The sequence below is a fragment of the Enterobacter cloacae complex sp. S3 genome (genome assembly GCF_014930495.1).
GTDB classification, from domain to species: domain Bacteria; phylum Pseudomonadota; class Gammaproteobacteria; order Enterobacterales; family Enterobacteriaceae; genus Enterobacter; species Enterobacter asburiae_B.
Map to the genome: position 1 here is coordinate 248,300 of NZ_JADBRD010000007.1, position 18,396 is coordinate 266,695.

Consider the following 18,396-nt stretch of genomic DNA (forward strand, 5'->3'; position numbering starts at 1 on the left):
CGGCAGCGTCAGATCCAGCACCACGGCATCATAGGGTGCAGAAGACAGCGCGGCCTGGCCGGTTTTACCGTCGGTAAACCAGTCCACGCTAAAGCCCATTTTGCTCAACCCCGCCTTGATACCGTCGCCGATTAACCTGTCGTCTTCTACCAGTAAAATGCGCATGTTCCCTCCTTGATGTCGTCAGTAAACCCTCTGTAAGCGCCTGCTGTACAGCAATAATAAATAAATTTTTCCCTTAAGAAGTTGTTAAGGATTACCCTGTTAAATGGACTGCGAAACGACATTAAAGGGAGAGATGAAGATGAAAAAATTCGCTGCAATTGCTGCCATCATGATGATGACCACCGCGCCGGTCTTTGCTGCTCAGGGCGGTTTTACTGGCCCATCGGCCACACAGACCCAGACGCAAACTCAGCAGGGCGGTTTTGTCGATAACAACGCCAACCTCACCACCGCGGCAAAAGTGAAAGACCTGAAGGACGATGCCTGGGTGAAGCTGCGCGGGAACATTACCGAGCGCCTGTCCGATGACCGCTACACCTTCCGCGATGAATCCGGCACGGTCGTGGTTGAGATTGACCACAAGCGCTGGAACGGCGTGACCGTCACTCCGCAGGATAAAGTTGAACTGCAGGGTAAAGTCGATAAAGACTGGAACGAGTTTGAAATCGACGTGAAGCAGGTTATTAAGCTGAACAAATAACCCGAAAAGGGCCGCCTGTGCGGCCCTTTTTCTTTGTGACTCAATTCATCAGATGAGGTAGTATCTGCGGCAATATTGCCTGAAACCCTTCGGTTTCTGAGTTGAGGAATCACACGTAATGAGCGATATGGCAGAGCGCCTCGCGCTACATGAATTCACGGAAAACGCCTATCTGAACTACTCCATGTACGTCATCATGGATAGGGCGTTGCCGTTTATCGGGGATGGCCTGAAGCCCGTTCAGCGCCGCATCGTGTATGCGATGTCCGAACTGGGGCTGAACGCCACCGCCAAGTTCAAGAAATCCGCCCGTACCGTCGGTGACGTACTGGGTAAATACCATCCGCACGGCGACAGCGCCTGTTATGAAGCGATGGTGCTGATGGCGCAGCCGTTCTCTTACCGCTATCCGCTGGTGGACGGGCAGGGGAACTGGGGTGCGCCGGACGATCCGAAATCCTTCGCGGCGATGCGTTATACCGAATCCCGTCTCTCTAAATATGCCGAAGTGCTGCTGGGCGAGCTGGGGCAGGGAACCGTTGACTGGGTGCCGAACTTCGACGGTACGATGCAGGAGCCGAAGATGCTGCCCGCGCGTCTGCCGAACATTCTGCTGAACGGTACCACCGGTATCGCGGTCGGTATGGCGACGGACATTCCGCCGCACAACCTGCGTGAAGTGGCGAAAGCCGCCATTACCCTGATTGAGCAGCCGAAAGCGACGCTCGACGAGCTGCTGGATATCGTGCAGGGGCCAGATTTCCCGACCGAAGCCGAGATCATCACCTCGCGCGCGGAAATCCGCAAAATCTACCAGAACGGTCGCGGCTCCGTGCGTATGCGCGCGGTGTGGAATAAAGAGGACGGCGCCGTGGTGATCACCGCGCTGCCGCATCAGGTTTCCGGTGCCAAAGTGCTGGAGCAGATCGCCTCCCAGATGCGCAATAAAAAGCTGCCGATGGTGGACGACCTGCGCGACGAATCGGATCACGAAAACCCGACCCGTCTGGTGATCGTGCCGCGCTCCAACCGCGTGGACATGGAACAGGTGATGAACCACCTGTTCGCCACCACCGATCTGGAAAAAAGCTACCGCATCAACCTGAACATGATTGGCCTCGACGGACGCCCGGCGGTGAAAAACCTGCTGGAGATCCTCACCGAATGGCTGACGTTCCGCCGCGATACGGTCCGCCGTCGTCTGAACCATCGTCTGGAGAAAGTGCTTAAGCGCCTGCATATCCTCGAAGGTTTGCTGGTGGCGTTCCTCAATATCGACGAAGTGATTGAGATCATCCGTACCGAGGACGAGCCGAAGCCGGCGCTGATGTCGCGCTTTGGCATCAGCGAAACCCAGGCCGAAGCGATCCTCGAACTGAAGCTGCGCCATCTCGCCAAGCTGGAAGAGATGAAGATCCGCGGCGAGCAGAACGAGCTGGAAAAAGAGCGCGATCAGCTGCAGGCGATCCTCGCGTCCGAGCGCAAGATGAACACCCTGCTGAAGAAAGAGCTGCAGGCCGATGCCGATGCCTTCGGCGACGACCGTCGTTCTCCGCTGCACGAGCGCGAAGAAGCGAAGGCCATGAACGAGCATGACATGCAGCCGTCCGAGCCGGTGACCATTGTTCTGTCGCAGAGCGGCTGGGTGCGCAGCGCCAAAGGCCACGATATCGACGCGCCGGGGCTGAGCTACAAGGCGGGCGACAGCTTCAAAGCGGCGGTGAAAGGCAAGAGCAACCAGCCGGTGGCGTTTATCGACTCCACCGGCCGCAGCTACGCCATCGACCCGATTACGCTGCCTTCCGCGCGCGGGCAGGGCGAGCCGCTCACCGGCAAGCTGACGCTGCCGCCGGGGGCGACGGTTGACCATATGCTGATGGAAGCCGATGACCAGAAGCTGCTGCTGGCGTCCGATGCGGGCTACGGCTTTATCTGTACCTTCAACGATCTGGTCTCCCGTAACCGTGCCGGTAAGGCGCTGATAAGCCTGCCGGACAACGCCCACGTGATGGCGCCGCTGGTGATCGAGAACGAAAGCGACATGCTGCTGGCGATCACCACCGCCGGACGTATGCTGATGTTCCCGGTCAGCGATCTGCCGGAACTGTCGAAAGGCAAGGGCAACAAGATCATCAACATCCCGTCGGCGGAAGCCGCGAAAGGCGAAGATGGCCTGGCGCACCTCTTCCTCCTGCCGCCGCAGAGCACGCTGACCATTCACGTCGGCAAGCGTAAGATCAAGCTTCGTCCGGAAGAGCTGCAGAAAGTGGTGGGTGAGCGCGGTCGCCGCGGCTCGCTGATGCGCGGCCTGCAGCGCATCGACCGCGTGGAGATTGACTCTCCTGCACGCAGCACCGCGGGTGACAGCGAAGAGTAATGTCGTGATATCCCCCTCTGCCCGGAGGGGGAGTTTCAATAAAATTTCCCGTAAAATCGTTGTTAATTCGTGCGTTGCGATTAACAATACGCGCTCGTAATAAAGTCCTTACCTGGCCACAGGTGAAGTATAATTGTCAGCTGTTGGGGCTTCAGAGGTCGCTATGCTATATATTGTTCGTCTTATTCTTACCGTTATCTACTGCATTCTGGTCTGTATTTTCGGCTGCATCTATTGCCTGTTCAGTCCGCGTAATCCTAAGCATGTTGCCACCTTCGGCCATATGTTCGGTCGCCTTGCGCCGCTGTTTGGTCTGAAGGTTGAAAAACGTCTGCCTGAAGGGGCGGAGAATTTCGGTAACGCCATCTATATCGCCAACCATCAGAACAATTACGATATGGTGACCGCCGCAAATATCGTTTTGCCACCGACCGTGACGGTGGGGAAAAAAAGCCTGCTGTGGATCCCGTTTTTTGGCCAGCTGTACTGGCTGACCGGTAACCTGCTGATCGACCGTAATAACCGTGCGAAAGCGCACAGCACCATTGCGGAAGTGGTCAATCATTTTAAAAAGCGCAGAATCTCAATCTGGATGTTCCCGGAAGGAACGCGCAGCCGCGGCCGCGGCCTGCTGCCGTTTAAAACCGGGGCGTTTCATGCCGCAATTGCGGCAGGTGTTCCAATTATTCCTGTGTGTGTTTCCAATACTTCGAATAAGATTAATCTTAACCGCCTGAATAACGGGCTGGTGATTGTCGAAATGCTGCCACCCGTCGATACCAGCAAATACGGTAAAGACCAGGTGCGCGAGCTGGCAGCGCACTGCCGTGAGCTGATGGCTCAGCACATTGCGCAGCTCGACAAAGAAGTCGCAGAGAGAGAAGCCGCCGGTAAGATTTAATCCGGCGTTGAAGGGAAAACGAATTCCCGCGTTGTTAGTCGTTTCAGATGGAGCTTATATGTCACTCAGTCGGCGTCAGTTTATTCAGGCTTCCGGGATCGCCCTTTGTGCGGGTGCGATGCCGCTGACAGCCAGCGCCGCCGGGCAGCAACAGCCGCTGCCCATTCCGCCATTAATTGAATCCCGTCGCGGTCAGCCGCTTTTCCTGACGCTGCAGCGCAGCCACTGGTCCTTTACCCAAGGGACGCGCGCGCCGGTCTGGGGCATTAACGGACGTTACCTTGGGCCGACCATACGCGTGTGGAATGGCGATGACGTAAAGCTCATCTACAGTAACCGTACCCCTGAAAATGTCGCCATGACCATCAGCGGCTTACAGGTGCCTGGCCCGTTGATTGGCGGCGCGGCGCGAATGATGTCACCCAGCGCCGACTGGGCGCCGGTTCTGCCGATTCGCCAGAGCGCGGCCACCCTGTGGTATCACGCCAACACGCCTAACCGCACGGCGCAGCAGGTTTATAATGGCCTGGCCGGAATGTGGCTGGTGGAAGATGAGGTCAGCAAATCCCTGCCGATCCCGAACCACTACGGCGTGGATGACTTCCCGGTTATCATCCAGGACAAGCGTCTGGATAATTTCGGTACGCCAGAATACAGCGAGCCGGGCAGCGGTGGCTTTGTCGGCGATACGCTGCTGGTCAACGGCGCGCAAAGCCCGTATGTGGAAGTTTCGCGCGGCTGGGTGCGCCTGCGTCTGCTCAACGCGTCTAACTCGCGCCGCTATCAGCTGCAAATGAGCGATGGCCGTCCGCTGCACGTGATCTCCGGCGACCAGGGCTTTTTACCGGCGCCGGTTTCCGTCAAACAGCTGGCGCTCTCGCCGGGCGAACGTCGTGAAGTTCTCATTGATATGACCAATGGGGATGAAGTGTCTGTCACCTGCGGTGAAGCGGCCAGCATTGTGGACCGCATTCGCGGGTTCTTTGAACCGTCGAGCATTCTTGTCTCGACTCTGGTTCTGACCCTGCGCCCGACCGGTCTGCTGCCGCTGGTGACCGATAGCCTGCCAATGCGTCTGCTGCCGCAGGAGATCATGAGCGGCTCGCCGGTGCGTAGCCGTGATATCAGCCTGGGCGACGACCCGGGCATCAACGGCGCGCTGTGGGACGTCAACCGCATCGACATTACCGCGCAGCAGGGCACCTGGGAGCGCTGGACGGTCCGTTCAGATATGCCGCAGTCGTTCCATATTGAAGGGGTGGCATTCCTGATCCGCAACGTCAACGGCGCGATGCCGTTCCCGGAAGACCGCGGCTGGAAAGATACCGTCTGGGTGGACGGCCAGGTTGAACTGCTTGTCTATTACGGTCAGCCTTCGTGGCCGCACTTCCCGTTCCTGTTCCACAGCCAGACGCTGGAGATGATGGACAGGGGCTCCGTGGGGCAGATGCTGATCAACCCTGCGCCATAATCCTGTCATTCCCGGTTCGCCGGGAATGTTTTATGCCCGCCAGAAAAAGCGCGAGAACAGAATCAGCACCGGATAAATTTCCAGACGCCCCAGGATCATCGCCGCGCACATCAGCAGTTTTGCCCCCTCGGTTAACGTGCCGAACGTCGACGCCGTCTCGCCAAACCCCAGCCCCATGTTGTTGATGCAGGCGGCAACCGTTGCGAATGCGGTAAACAGGTCGTAGCCCATCAGGTTGAGCGACCAGACAAAAAAGCCTGTGATCATGACGTAGAGAAAAAAGAAGCTCCATACCGAGCGCAGGACGCGTTCATTCACCACGCTTTTGCCCACCTTAATGCTCAGCAGCGCTCTCGGATGCGCCAGCTGGTTCATCTCCTGAATACTCTGCTTGAACATAATGAGAAAACGCAGGGCTTTGATCCCGCCGCAGGTCGAGCCTACGCAGCCGCCAAAAAAGCTGGCGCTCAACAGCAGGAAGATGGTGTGTGCGGGCCATTGGGCATAGTCGGCTGTCGAAAGGCCGTTATCGGTCATCATCGAACTGGCAAGGAAGAAGGCGTGCACCAGGCTATCCGTGGCGTTGTACATCCCGGCATGCCAGACCTGCCAGGCGGTGATGACAATAATCACCGCGGCGGCGCTCAGAAAGAATTTAACCTCCGGGCTGCGGCGAATCGGTTTCAGGGTGCGTCTGACAATGGCGACGTACCAGAGGGTGAAGTTGAACGCGGAGAGCAGTGAAAACGCCCCGGCGACCAGCTCAATCGCGTGGCTGTCATAAAACCCAATGCTCTCGCTGCGGGTGGAAAATCCGCCCAACGACACGGTCGACAGCCCGTGACAGAGGGCGTCAAAAAATGACATTCCCGCCAGCCAGTAGGCCAGGGTGCAGGCTACGCCCAGCGCGAAGTAGGTCACCCACAGCGTGCGCGCGGTATCGGCAAGGCGGGGCGTCAGACGCTCCTCCTTGAACGGCCCCGGCATCTCTGACTGATAGAGCTTCATGCCGCCGATGCCCAGCAGCGGCAGGACCGCGACGGCCAGCACGATGACGCCTAACCCGCCAATGAAATTCAGCTGTGCGCGGTAATAAAGGTAAGACTTAGGCAGGGCGCTGACGTCCCCGATCACCGTTGCCCCGGTGGTTGTGATCCCGGAAACCCCTTCAAAGAGCGCGTCGGCAAAGGAGAGCTGTAGCCCGTCATCCATCCAGAGCGGCATGGCGCTAATGAATGAAAACAGCAGCCAGAACAGCACGATAATCACAAACCCGTCGCGGGTGCGAAGCTGTATGCCGGCGTGACGTGTTGCCCGCCAGGTTAGCCCTCCGAGAGTAAAAAAGGTTAAAAAGGTGGTCAGGAAGGCAAAGTAGGTCCGCTCTTTATTCAGCAGGGCGATCACCATCGGCGGCAGCATGGAAAGGCTGTACAGCAGAACCAGAAAACCGCAGAGGTGAAGGACAACCCGCAGCTGGGATACATGTAACGAATCGTTGGGCTTCACGACAGAGCTCCGCGCAATAACACGTTCCGGGGCAACTCACCGGAAAATATAGTGAATATTATGATTCAAAATTATCAGGGCGCCGTATTTTAACGACTTCCCCGAATATCTGCCTGCTTCATGCATCCTTTTCTTCAAATCTGGCGGATGAACAGCGTATAATCCCGCTCCTTTTGTCTATTTTTTCTTCGGAAGCATTATGAGCGCAATTTCCCTGATCCAGCCGGATCGTGACCTCTTCTCCTGGCCCCAGTACTGGGCGGCCTGCTTTGGACCGGCGCCATTCCTGCCGATGTCCCGGGAAGAGATGGACCAACTGGGCTGGGACAGCTGCGACATCATTCTGGTCACGGGCGATGCCTACGTTGACCATCCGAGCTTCGGCATGGCCATCTGTGGCCGTATGCTTGAGGCGCAGGGCTTCCGCGTGGGGATCATCTCCCAGCCTGACTGGAACAGCAAAGACGACTTTATGCGTCTGGGTAAACCGAACCTGTTCTTCGGCGTCACCGCAGGCAACATGGACTCGATGATCAACCGCTATACTGCCGACCGCAAGCTGCGCCATGACGACGCCTACACGCCGGATAACGTGGCGGGTAAACGCCCCGACCGCGCGACCCTGGTCTATACCCAGCGCTGTAAAGAAGCCTGGAAAGACGTCCCGGTGATCCTGGGCGGCATCGAGGCGAGCCTTCGCCGCACCGCCCACTACGACTACTGGTCAGATACCGTACGCCGCTCGGTGCTGGTGGATTCCAAAGCCGATATGCTGATTTACGGTAACGGCGAGCGTCCGCTGGTGGAAGTGGCGCACCGTCTGTCGCAGGGTGAGCCGGTGAGCAGCATCCGCGACGTGCGCAATACCGCCATTATGGTGAAAGAGGCGCTGCCGGGCTGGAGCGGGGTGGATTCCCGCATCATTGATATGCCGGGCAAAATCGACCCTATCCCGCACCCGTACGGTGAAGATCTGCCGTGTGCCGATAACAAGCCGGTTGAGCCGAAAAAAGCGGAAGCGAAGTCAATCGTTGTGCAGCCGCCGCGCCCGAAACCGTGGGAAAAGACCTACGTGCTGCTGCCGTCCTACGAGAAGGTGAAAGCCGACAAGGTGCTCTACGCGCACGCGTCCCGTATTCTGCACCATGAAACCAACCCGGGCTGCGCCCGCGCGCTGATGCAGAAGCACGGCGAGCGCTTTATCTGGATCAACCCGCCGGCGATCCCGCTCTCCACCGAAGAGATGGACAGCGTCTTTGCGCTGCCGTACAAGCGCGTGCCGCACCCGGCGTACGGTAACGCCCGTATCCCGGCGTATGAGATGATCCGCTTCTCGATCAACATCATGCGCGGCTGCTTCGGCGGCTGTTCCTTTACTCTTGTTTTTATGTATTTAGAGTTAAACTCTACTTTTCTATTTTTAGAATTCAAGCTATTCATCGTAATTGAGAGATATCCTTTTAATGTTCAGCAAGCCTGTTAAAAGCACTTTATCTGAACCGCGTTTTGCCTAAATCCTGCTCAATATATACTCTCCCTGAGTTCTGAAATCCTCAAATTCCCCAATCTTAAAGCATTGATACATAGATGATGTCAGATAATGCGCAATCATCTCACCGCCAATATGGATCCGTTCCGGGTGTGGGTATGTCGCCTGTATAGCCCTTTGTTCATTCATCATTACAGGAATTGTCTGCAACAAATCCCCATCCAAGATTTGGCACTCAGGTTTTACTCCTGTTCCGTATTGTAATTGCTCTGATTCGAAATCATGGACTGAGCGATAGGCGAACGAAACGATATTTCCTGTTTCCTCGCAAATTGCGAACTGATAAACACTGGTTGTCACCGTTGAAGAAGAGGGAATTGCATGGTCATGCTTGTATTGTTTCCACAGCCTCCTTAGACAGGCCGATGTATGATAATTGAGATTTTGTATACCTGATACGACCATTCTGGTTGATGCTTCAAGCAACCAGGTGTTAGAAAATCCACCTGCCCCCGTTCCTGCTATGATGGTTCTTAGCTGGGGGATGTAACCTGCTTTGGAAACAAAAGATAACGGCTCCCCATTATCGGTGACGGCAAGGGTATCTGTTACAATCAGTGCTTGTGCTTCGTCTGTATAAAATATCAGTGATGACATATTTTCCTCATCCAGAAAAGACATTACATGAATCACAGAACAGGTCACTACAACCACGTGAAAGGGAGTCAGACCATTTTCCAGAGGTAAATATATTCTTGTGTTTGGACGCGTTGCGGTTCTCTGTAAAAAATATATAGCACAAACAAAAGTCCCCGCAGGGATAAATATAGTTATATGCGCTTTTTCTGCTGGCTTTTACAATTGAAAGTGACAGGTAAACGAAATGTGTTACAGGTTTCTTTTGCTTTTCGTTGGGTTCTGTATATGCGAATTTACCCTGTGTGTTATTTTTGCAATGGACTCAGGCTGTATTCAATCAATTAAGGTTTACTTCTGGCATTAAGATGTATCCGTTGCCTGTTTTTTAAGGGCACGGTTTGTGCCGGGAAATGAAAATCACATCTTAAGTTCTTCACTCAAAGGATTTGTGATGTTTATCACGTATGGTCCGGGTAACGTGTTGAGGTCAATGTATTGCATCGTGATGGTGTCGTTACATCTTTTACTTTCCTCCTGATTTGCATATTCACTCCCGGCAACCTGGTTGTTTGTTTTTTCTTCTTCCGGATTTATAGTGTAGGCATGAGGTGGCGTTTCAGGGCGACAGACTGTGAGGATAATCACTAACATTCATGCGCGTTATGGGCGTGTCAGCAAACTGGATGCAACAGAGCCGAAACTGAAATTTGAACCCGGATTTCTGTATGCTGAAATACCTTATATTAGCGGCATCCAGAATCGAAAACTGAGCCGATATGTACACTTTTATCTTATGGATAAAGCTATCCTGCAGGCCAGGGATTTAAAGCCTTTAGCCCGGGCATTTTTACGCTGGATAAGGTGGCTGGAGGATAACGGACTTGACCCTTTCACCCCGGGAACGTTGAAATACCAAAGCCCTACATATGGCTTCAGGGAGTATCTTCTGGGGGCCGTAAGGCAGGGGCGCATCGCCTCATCCACCGCGGCGGTGTACATCAGCGTTATCCGACGGTTTTACGTATTTCTGGGCAAGTGTGGTGAGCTGGCTGCCAGCTCATTTTTTACGTTGGTCGAAAAAGTCGTTGACGGGCGACGCAAGGTGATAAGTTCGGATCTTGCCATCAGGATAACCAGCACAACAAAAAGGACAATCAACCCACTGAATGATGCAGAGGTTCATATCCTGGATGAGGCACTGAAATCTGAGTCCGGGTTGTTCAGTTTAATGATTGTGCTGATGAAAAATTGTGGGCTACGGCTGGATGAAATGCTGACCCTGCCGTCGTCACTCTTTACTGAAGAGTACCTTGCCAGTGTCCCTGTATCTGAGTTGACCATCAGGGGGCTTCATATTGGTCCGAGATGCGGAGTTCATACGAAGTTTGGGATGACGCGAGAACTCTTCATCACCAGACGATTGTACGAGCAGGTTCTGGATTATCTGGCGGATGAGGAGTATGAAAAGAAGATCCAAAAATGGCGTGCACGACAGGGTGGGGAAGGGCGGCACGAGCCTTTATTTTTAATGGCAAACGGGAAACGGATGTCTGAAAAAGCCTTTTACTCCCGCTGGTACAGTTTTCGCCATCGCCTGGCCCGGTCTGCTCCGGGAAATGTGTTCAGACATAAACCCCATGATTTGCGGGCAACGTTTGCGACCCATTTTTTACGCTCGGCACTGAGTTGCTATCCCGATCAGGCCGCAAATGCGCTGGGTACAGTAAAATACTGGATGGGCCATAAAAGCGAAAATACGACGATGAAATACATCGTCTTTCTTCAGCAAAACCAGATTTCTGATGCAGTCGCCGGGGTCATGGACGCATTGATTGACGGTGCTGCAGGTCGCGATGGAGCCATATATGAGCCGGAGTGAAACGCAGATAACGTGGATGGCCGAAAATGTGCTGTCATGGGAGACGGTCAGCGGACACATCACTCAGCGGGATCTGAACCGATATTATTTACTTGACGTTTATCTTCAGGCTCATTTTTCAGATTATGTGTTGCTCCCCGGATGGTTTAGTGAACATTCGCATCTTGCCCGCCCTGAAAAACGCGATTTTATTGCCTCTCTGAAACGATTTCTTCTGTCTTACCGTCCCGCCGGAAGGTTAACCATTTTCCGTTATCTCAATATGTTTTTTATATGGCAGTCAGTCAATCAGTATGACTATGGCACGGCTGAAGGCGTTGAAATGTATATTAAACATCTCATGAACGATATTCGTCGGCGAAAAATTTCAGTCAGGATGGCAAGACACTACTTGTCCGTGGTCAACCGGTTTTTGCTTACGGGCGGGCAGATTCAGAGGCGGTATGAATATGAATTCTTACCGAAAGGAACGTATCAGCAGCAGGGAAGGGATAGCTATACCAGGAATGAACTTTCCGAGATCCTGAGGCAGTTGTCATCCATGAATGAGTTCCTTGCGGGATGTATCCGGGAGCATATCGCTAAATCGGAAAAAGGGGTGCGGCATTTCTCACCGTCTTTGCTGGCACCTGTTTATGAAGCGTATTTCCGGTATCCGGGAGAGAACGGGGTCAGCAGGGCAGAGATCATCATCAGGGACGTTCTGGAAAATTACTTTCTTACTTCTTTTTTTCTGTTCTGTTACCACACATGGGGAAACACCTCTCAGGTTCTGGGTCTGACGCGGGATGATATACATCTGGATGAAAAGGGTATCAGCACTGATTATGTTTATAAGGGGAGAGCGAATAAGTATATACGTCTGACGATAGGTAAATCGGAGTATGTGACCAAACGTGCGGGCTATTACTGGTTTCTGTCTTTTATCAGGCTCAGGGACGACATCGTTAACTATCTGGTTTCCGCAGATAACTTCCCTCCGGTACAGGCGCTGTTTCTGAGTGAGCCGCAGGTGAAATTCCGTAAGCTTTATTCTCTTAATCCCAGTCATCTGACTAAATTTTCTAACTCTGAGGGGGCGTGGGCCACGATGCGGCAGCTTAATCCCTCGCTTCCATCAATTACCGTTTCTGGCTTGCGCAAAACGTCTGAGCAGTATACGGACAGAACATTAAAGAATGGTCTGATTACGGCGGAAAAAGCACAGCATAACTGGGGCACTTACAGGCGGAATTATGCTGCAGGTAACCCACAGGGGGCGAAGGAAAACTTCAGTGCTGCACTTGATACGCTTATGAATCAGGGGATTGCGACACGTGCGTTATCCGAGCGGGTAAAAGTTGCTGATGAGCTGGGGATCGATCTGCGTGGAAGCGATGAGGGTGTGGATCTTTTATTGAATGGCCTGGGATGTCGATCGCAGGAGCCGCCTACAGATATTGAATTGCGCTTTATAAAAAAGCAAAAACGATTTGGCCGGACACCAAAGGCTTGTGCGGATTTTTCTCATTGTGTCGAATGTTCAAAAAGTTGCGTTGTGGAAACGCTGGAGTCTGTATGGCTCCTGCTGTCATTCAGGCATGCTATCGAGTATGGAAAACCGTTGTACATCGGTTCGGTCAATGCTGTGGAGCGTTATGAAACGTTACTCCTGAAGATTGATTTACGGCTTGGGCTGGTAGATGAGGCGACCCTGAAAAAAGCGCGCGTTAAACTTCAGCGAGAAGGTGTGGCTCCGGTATGGCAGATTTGAAGAAAAAAGAGGTAAGCCGTAGTCGAATGGCGGAGTTTCCTGCCGGAACGCCGCTTCGTTCAGGGGATGAGTTTCCGACTGAGGATATCATCTGTGAGGCACTAGAAAACAAAAGCTTTGAACGTCTGAATAACTGCCTGGTTATCGCCAGCTCAGATGAACATGATATGCGTTTTATCAATGAGGAGACGCTGAATATTTATTTCAGGGATGATGTCTGGACCAATCGCTATGTCAGAACCCATATTGGTGAAACGTTAAGAACCGTTAATTTTTCAGGCATACGGGATCCTGAACTGCGTCTTGAAGCCAAAATCATCTCAGCCAGCCTGCTCTGGATTGTCGGCAGGACCGCGAAGACGCAGTCACTGATCCGGAAATGTGCAAACATTGTGGCGGGAGCCCGTATTATTGAGTCTATGGGGTATCGCAGTCTGTTTCAGCTTCGTTTTCCGCTTGTCCGGAATGCTTTCATTGTAAAGATGAAGGAGGAGGATGAGCACGGCAGGAAGCGTTCTGAAAGAACATTACGTAATTACTTTATGGACCTGGCGGATATCTCGCTGACAGGTCATACCCGTCTTCGAAAATACGGTTACTTTCCTGATATTAGCTTCGACAGTTACAACAGTGTGGATGATTCAAACCAGACATATTGTATGCCTTTCAGTCTTATGATGTCTGTCTGGGAAGGGCTGATTACTGAACTGGATGCTGAAATCAGTGATTTCGATTTTGACGGGTTTTCCCGGCTGTGCGCTATCATAAACGGTTTTTATGATTCGCCTTACTATACGTCGATGCTGGAAGCCCGTAAAAGAGGGACAGCAAAAAGCATACCGGATTACCGGGCCGCGTATTACTACAATATTGTTGCCGGGGAAATTCGGGCGCTTTTCGCGACACTTGGCCCCGGGATGCAGGGCTGGTTCTCGGTACATAAAAATAAGCGCTGGAGATCTGATTTTATTGGCGTTGATCACATAAAGCTGAACACCTGGCATTTTGAGCTGACGTTAAAAGTCATGAATGTGATACAGGCCATGTCGGGGATGAGACACAGCGAAGTGCTTGGCGTGATGCACGGTTCACTGATTTATGATGGTGATATCCTGGGACTTCGTTCGGTGTTGCATAAGTTCGCCCCGGAAGGTGGAAGTCACGAAGACTGGGTTGTTTGTCGCTATGTGGAAAAGCCTTTTCAGCATTTACGCAGAATTAATCAAATCATGACAGGCCTGGACGGGAAGACGCTGGACAATGTTCCATTGTCTTTAAATATCAGGTCGTGGTTCTCGGAGCAAAAACTCTCTTTTATGGGGACGCAGCGCCAGACTGAGTGGGCAAAGAAATTTGTGAAAAGACACCATCTGTTCATCCGACGTGACCATATTGATGAGTTCAGGCTTTTAAATCCAAACATACGTGATGATGAACGCGTTGCGATGGAGATTCGGGAGGGGGCTTTCTGGCCATTGCGAACCCATCAGTTTCGCCGTTCACTTGCTGTACACCTCAGGCGTCTTGATCTGATTTCTACTAATGATCTTATCCGGCAGTTTAAGCACTTAATCAGAGGCATGACGGAGTGGTATATGTCCGGTGCACTCAACGCTTCGCATTTTAGCCGGGCGATCCCTCAGGCATTCGCTGCCGAGATTGAAAGGGTTGATACCGAACTCTCAGCTTCCAGGGCTGTTTCTTATCAGCATGAAGGCCTGCTTTATGGCGAAGGCGGGAAGTTACTGATGTCCCAGAGAGGTGGGCACTTACATCAGATGACGTTTCCTACACTGAAAAAAGCGATGAGCATGGCTAAACGAGGCGGGCAAAAACTGGTATCTCTTGGAAACGGTTTTTATTGCATGAATGGCCATGACTGCGAGTTTAAGGCGGTTGTTCAGTCAGCGTCCTGCAATCCGGGATGTGAGAACATGCTGGCCGGAGCTGATTCTGTTCCCGTGTGGAAACGCAGGATGGCTCATTATGACAACCTTCTGGAGATTGCCGTGCGAAATAATGCTCCTCAGGCTGACAGGGATTTTCTGATGCTTGAGAGAGATTTTTATGCAGATGCTGTCCGCTTTTTTGAAAAGGATGAATAGAGCATGACGAACGAACAGTCGGGGGTTAAAAAAACACAGGCAAGAGCAGAGCAGGCCCTGAGGGAACTGATGTTATCAGGGGAGCGTATCAGCCAGTATGCTGTGGAAAAACGAGCGGGGCTGGCAAACGGCACCCTGAATTATAACTGTCCTGAGTACAGGCAGGTCAGGGAGGCTATCCGCAGTCTGAAAAAAACGTGCCAGGGCACCGCGCCGGTTGATGAGCAGGGCATTGAGCAGCAGATCAAGCTGAAAGAAAAGTATCGCCGTCAGAGAAATGAGCTGAGGGAAGAAATCAAAAAGATGATGGCTGAAAATGTAGAGCTGTTACATAACCTTATACTTTTACAGCAGTATGTCAGGGAGCTTGAACGCAACACCGGGAGGGAGAAAGGGGACGTCATTCCGTTCTCGGGTGGTGTCAGGGACTGAGGCTATACTGAACGGAAGGACGCGAGGTGAATCGCCACGCGTTTAACAGACACCTCAGAGTCATTTATGGACTGACCCCGCCCCGGTAGACGATCCTGCCCTATAGTTTGAGCATAGGAGGAGCGTATGGGCACACCACGATTTACACCTGAATTTAAGGAAGAAGCCGTCCGTCAGATAACAGAACGCGGTTATTCCGTTGCCGAAGTATCCGACCGTCTGGGCGTTTCTGCACACAGCCTCTACAAGTGGCTACGGGCTATCAAACCTGATAACAGCGAACAGCATGCCCGGGATTTACTGGAAGCCAAAAGCGAGATCCTGAAACTCCGGGCGCAGCTAAAACGCACCGAAGAAGAACGGGATATCCTGAAAAAGGCCGCGCGGTACTTTGCAAGGGAGCCCGACTGAAGTACCGCTTTATCAATGAACACCGCACTGTATGGGGTGTGATGACGATGTGTCGGGTACTGAATGTCGCCCGGGCCGGGTTCTATGCGTGGCTGCACAACCCGGTCTCGGCGCGTGATAAAGATAACCAGCGTCTGCTGATGCTTATCCGCGACTCATATTCACTGAGCGGAGGCGTATACGGTTACCGGCGGGTTCATGGCGACCTGAACGAAATCGGGGAAACCTGCGGCAAAAACCGGGTGGGTCGTATTATGCAACAAAACCGGATCAAAGCCGTACGCGGCTATAAAGCGCCGCGTCGTATCGCCGGCCGGCCTTCAGTGGTTGCCCCTAATCGCGTGCAACGGCAGTTTACTGTTGTCCGGGCCAATCAGGTCTGGGTCACAGATATTACTTATAGTGTGCCCGGAGTTCAGGGCGGGCATGGATGCTTAAATGAACCGCGAGTCTGTCTGGAATATTGAACCGGTAACTCACGATGAGAAACCCAACAATCCCACCGGGTGTGACGGTGGAGAACCTGAGCGGCAGTGACCTGCGGCATGCCCGCAGGGTGATGTAACCCGCTGACAACGGGGATTGAGGCGAGATCACTAAGCCGAGATGATCCTCAAGGTTAAGTACTGAAAGGCTGAAGAACATGAACCCGTTAATCCGCCTCTGTGGGTTGAAAACGTCACCACGGCCTACGTGATCTGACAGGCCGTGCAGGAGGAACTGGCAGTGATACGTAAGCACTGCCGGTCGAAGGTGTTTTGACATGTATGCGAAACACCGGGGCAGCAGCGTCTATCACGCTTGCGATGCTGACTTCTGCCAACTTGCGGCAAGCAAGGATAAAGAGTGCGACGGGCAGCCTCCTCAGTATGCCTGAGTCCAGGCAGGTAAACCGGGGAAGGTCAGCGACGGATGTTAAGGGGGCATGGCTCCGATGACGCGCTGGCTGGCGGAGCTTCCGTAGTAGTCCGCGATGGGGAAAGCCCATTACATGGCGAAGGGAAGCAGTTTGAATGTGTTTGCGACGTGAATTAACTGACCTAACGAGGTGAAGACCTTTGATAATCAGCGAAATGCAACGCAAGCTTGCCACATGGGCAGCCACCGATCCGTCCCTACGGATTCAACGGCTGCTGCGTCTGATAACACAACCAGAATGGCTGGCTGAAGCGGCGCGGATCACGCTTTCATCAAAGGGGGCCCATACCCCCGGCGTTGATGGCGTGAACAAAACAATGCTACAGGCCAGACTGGCTGTTGAGCTGCAAATCCTCAGGGATGAATTACTCTCAGGCCACTACCAGCCCTTGCCCGCCAGACGGGTTTACATCCCTAAAAGCAACGGCAAACTGCGACCACTGGGTATCCCCGCGTTGCGGGATCGTATTGTTCAGCGGGCCATGCTGATGGCGATGGAGCCGATATGGGAGAGTGATTTTCATACGCTCTCATATGGCTTCCGGCCTGAGCGCAGTGTCCACCACGCGATCCGCACGGTGAAATTACAGCTCACAGACTGTGGTGAAACCCGGGGACGCTGGGTGATTGAAGGCGACCTGTCCAGTTACTTCGACACCGTACATCATCGACTGCTGATGAAGGCTGTACGCCGCAGGATCAGTGACGCACGTTACATGACTCTGCTGTGGAAAACCATCAAGGCGGGACATATCGATGTCGGTCTCTTTCGGGCGGCCAGTGAAGGTGTACCACAGGGCGGTGTTATATCGCCGCTATTATCGAACATCATGCTGAATGAGTTCGATCAATACCTGCATGAGCGCTACCTGAGCGGGAAAGCCAGAAAAGATCGGTGGTACTGGAATAACAGTATCCAACGGGGCCGAAGTACGGCGGTCAGAGAAAACTGGCAGTGGAAACCCGCGGTGGCGTACTGCCGCTATGCCGATGATTTTGTCCTCATCGTCAAAGGCACCAAAGCACAGGCGGAAGCCATCAGGGAGGAGTGTCGGGGTGTGCTCGAAGGCAGTCTGAAACTCAGGCTGAACATGGATAAGACTAAAATCACCCATGTTAATGACGGCTTTATCTTTCTGGGGCACAGGATCATTCGCAAACGCAGTCGTTATGGCGAGATGCGAGTGGTCTCAACGATCCCGCAGGAGAAAGCCAGAAACTTCGCCGCATCGCTGACAGCACTGTTATCAGGCAACTACAGTGAAAGCAAAGTCGATATGGCTGAACAACTCAACCGAAAACTGAAAGGCTGGGCCATGTTCTATCAGTTCGTTGATTTTAAGGCCAAAGTCTTCAGTTATATCGACCGTGTCGTGTTCTGGAAGCTGGCTCACTGGCTGGCCCGCAAATACCGTACAGGTATCGCTTCCCTGATGAGGTGGTGGTGTAAATCACCGAAACCGGGTCAGAGCAAAACGTGGGTTTTATTTGGTAAAACCAATCACGGCAAGCTCAGCGGCGAAATACTGTACCGGTTGGTGGGGCAAGGCAAGAAGCTGTTCCGCTGGCGGCTACCCGAAGGTAATCCCTATCTGAGGACGGAGACCAGAAACACGTATACATCGCGCTTTACAGAAGTGGCAATGGCGTTCGCCAGCATTTAAATGGAGAGCCGGATGCGCTGAAAGGTGCACGTCCGGTTCGGGGAGGAGAGGCAGGGAAATAGTCCGACTACGCCCTGCCTCTTACTCTACTCAGGACCCACGAAGGCTGGCTGTATCTTGCCGTGGTTGTTGATCTGTTCTCACG

General features: G+C 53.1%; 12 protein-coding genes and 2 pseudogenes. 11 read left to right on the top strand and 3 right to left on the bottom strand.

Annotated elements, in window-relative coordinates:
• Positions 1-165: response regulator (locus tag IM317_RS23875; protein WP_227010847.1), on the bottom strand; the 165-nt coding region annotated here is incomplete at its 3' end.
• 139 nt (positions 166-304) lie between these two features.
• Between IM317_RS23875 and IM317_RS03335 the strand changes: the two genes are divergently transcribed.
• From IM317_RS03335 to ftsP, 4 genes are all read left to right on the top strand, one after another.
• Positions 305-706 carry a YgiW/YdeI family stress tolerance OB fold protein gene (locus IM317_RS03335; protein ID WP_023309189.1) on the top strand — a complete coding sequence of 134 codons (402 nt, stop codon included), beginning with the start codon at positions 305-307 and terminating at the stop codon, positions 704-706.
• Between the two features lie 118 nt (positions 707-824).
• Positions 825-3,083 (top strand): DNA topoisomerase IV subunit A, encoded by a 2,259-nt coding sequence (gene parC / locus IM317_RS03340; RefSeq protein ID WP_029740706.1) that lies wholly within the window; start codon positions 825-827, stop codon positions 3,081-3,083.
• A gap of 163 nt (positions 3,084-3,246) precedes the next feature.
• The gene (plsC, locus tag IM317_RS03345; RefSeq protein ID WP_023333413.1) at positions 3,247-3,984 is read left to right on the top strand and encodes a 1-acylglycerol-3-phosphate O-acyltransferase; all 738 of its coding nucleotides are present in this window, start codon (positions 3,247-3,249) and stop codon (positions 3,982-3,984) included.
• Between the two features lie 58 nt (positions 3,985-4,042).
• Positions 4,043-5,455, top strand: a complete 1,413-nt coding sequence (gene ftsP / locus IM317_RS03350) for a cell division protein FtsP (RefSeq protein WP_033146650.1) — start codon at positions 4,043-4,045, stop codon at positions 5,453-5,455.
• Between the two features lie 30 nt (positions 5,456-5,485).
• On the opposite strand, the gene IM317_RS03355 is transcribed toward ftsP, so the two are convergent.
• The gene (locus IM317_RS03355) at positions 5,486-6,961 is read right to left on the bottom strand and encodes a TrkH family potassium uptake protein (RefSeq protein ID WP_033146649.1); all 1,476 of its coding nucleotides are present in this window, start codon (positions 6,959-6,961) and stop codon (positions 5,486-5,488) included.
• A gap of 199 nt (positions 6,962-7,160) precedes the next feature.
• Between IM317_RS03355 and IM317_RS03360 the strand changes: the two are divergent.
• Positions 7,161-8,336: pseudogene (locus IM317_RS03360) on the top strand (YgiQ family radical SAM protein); the annotation flags it as partial.
• Positions 8,337-8,471: 135 nt separating this feature from the next.
• Here IM317_RS03360 and IM317_RS03365 read toward each other — a convergent pair.
• Positions 8,472-9,107 carry a hypothetical protein gene (locus tag IM317_RS03365; RefSeq protein ID WP_012477419.1) on the bottom strand — a complete coding sequence of 212 codons (636 nt, stop codon included), beginning with the start codon at positions 9,105-9,107 and terminating at the stop codon, positions 8,472-8,474.
• Positions 9,108-9,720: 613 nt separating this feature from the next.
• Here IM317_RS03365 and IM317_RS03370 point away from each other — a divergent pair.
• The 6 genes and pseudogenes from IM317_RS03370 (at position 9,721) to ltrA (ending at position 18,251) form a co-directional block, all read left to right on the top strand.
• Positions 9,721-10,968 carry a site-specific integrase gene (locus tag IM317_RS03370; RefSeq protein WP_007897923.1) on the top strand — a complete coding sequence of 416 codons (1,248 nt, stop codon included), beginning with the start codon at positions 9,721-9,723 and terminating at the stop codon, positions 10,966-10,968.
• Positions 10,955-12,721: a hypothetical protein gene (locus IM317_RS03375; protein ID WP_007897920.1), complete on the top strand. Its 1,767-nt coding sequence runs from the start codon at positions 10,955-10,957 to the stop codon at positions 12,719-12,721. Before IM317_RS03370 ends, IM317_RS03375 begins: the two co-directional genes overlap by 14 nt.
• Positions 12,709-14,826, top strand: a complete 2,118-nt coding sequence (locus IM317_RS03380; RefSeq protein ID WP_017384059.1) for a hypothetical protein — start codon at positions 12,709-12,711, stop codon at positions 14,824-14,826. Before IM317_RS03375 ends, IM317_RS03380 begins: the two co-directional genes overlap by 13 nt.
• Before the next feature lie 3 nt (positions 14,827-14,829).
• Entirely contained in the window at positions 14,830-15,258 is a 429-nt protein-coding gene (locus IM317_RS03385) for a hypothetical protein (RefSeq protein WP_017384060.1), read from the top strand.
• 126 nt (positions 15,259-15,384) lie between these two features.
• A pseudogene (locus IM317_RS03390) lies at positions 15,385-16,070 on the top strand (IS3 family transposase); the annotation flags it as partial.
• 672 nt (positions 16,071-16,742) lie between these two features.
• Complete coding sequence (gene ltrA / locus IM317_RS03395; protein WP_033146493.1) at positions 16,743-18,251, top strand: group II intron reverse transcriptase/maturase; 1,509 nt, start codon at positions 16,743-16,745, stop codon at positions 18,249-18,251.
• The last annotated feature ends 145 nt before the right edge of the window (positions 18,252-18,396 follow it).

What these genes read in the sequence shown, in the direction of transcription:
- IM317_RS03375 (WP_007897920.1), top strand. Translation starts at nt 10,955, where the DNA reads ATGAGCCGGAGTGAAACGCAGATAACGTGGATGGCCGAAAATGTGCTG.
- IM317_RS03385 (WP_017384060.1), top strand. Translation starts at nt 14,830, where the DNA reads ATGACGAACGAACAGTCGGGGGTTAAAAAAACACAGGCAAGAGCAGAG.
- ftsP (WP_033146650.1), top strand. Translation starts at nt 4,043, where the DNA reads ATGTCACTCAGTCGGCGTCAGTTTATTCAGGCTTCCGGGATCGCCCTT.
- IM317_RS03365 (WP_012477419.1), bottom strand. Translation starts at nt 9,107, where the DNA reads ATGTCATCACTGATATTTTATACAGACGAAGCACAAGCACTGATTGTA.
- IM317_RS03335 (WP_023309189.1), top strand. Translation starts at nt 305, where the DNA reads ATGAAAAAATTCGCTGCAATTGCTGCCATCATGATGATGACCACCGCG.
- IM317_RS03380 (WP_017384059.1), top strand. Translation starts at nt 12,709, where the DNA reads ATGGCAGATTTGAAGAAAAAAGAGGTAAGCCGTAGTCGAATGGCGGAG.
- ltrA (WP_033146493.1), top strand. Translation starts at nt 16,743, where the DNA reads ATGCAACGCAAGCTTGCCACATGGGCAGCCACCGATCCGTCCCTACGG.
- parC (WP_029740706.1), top strand. Translation starts at nt 825, where the DNA reads ATGAGCGATATGGCAGAGCGCCTCGCGCTACATGAATTCACGGAAAAC.
- plsC (WP_023333413.1), top strand. Translation starts at nt 3,247, where the DNA reads ATGCTATATATTGTTCGTCTTATTCTTACCGTTATCTACTGCATTCTG.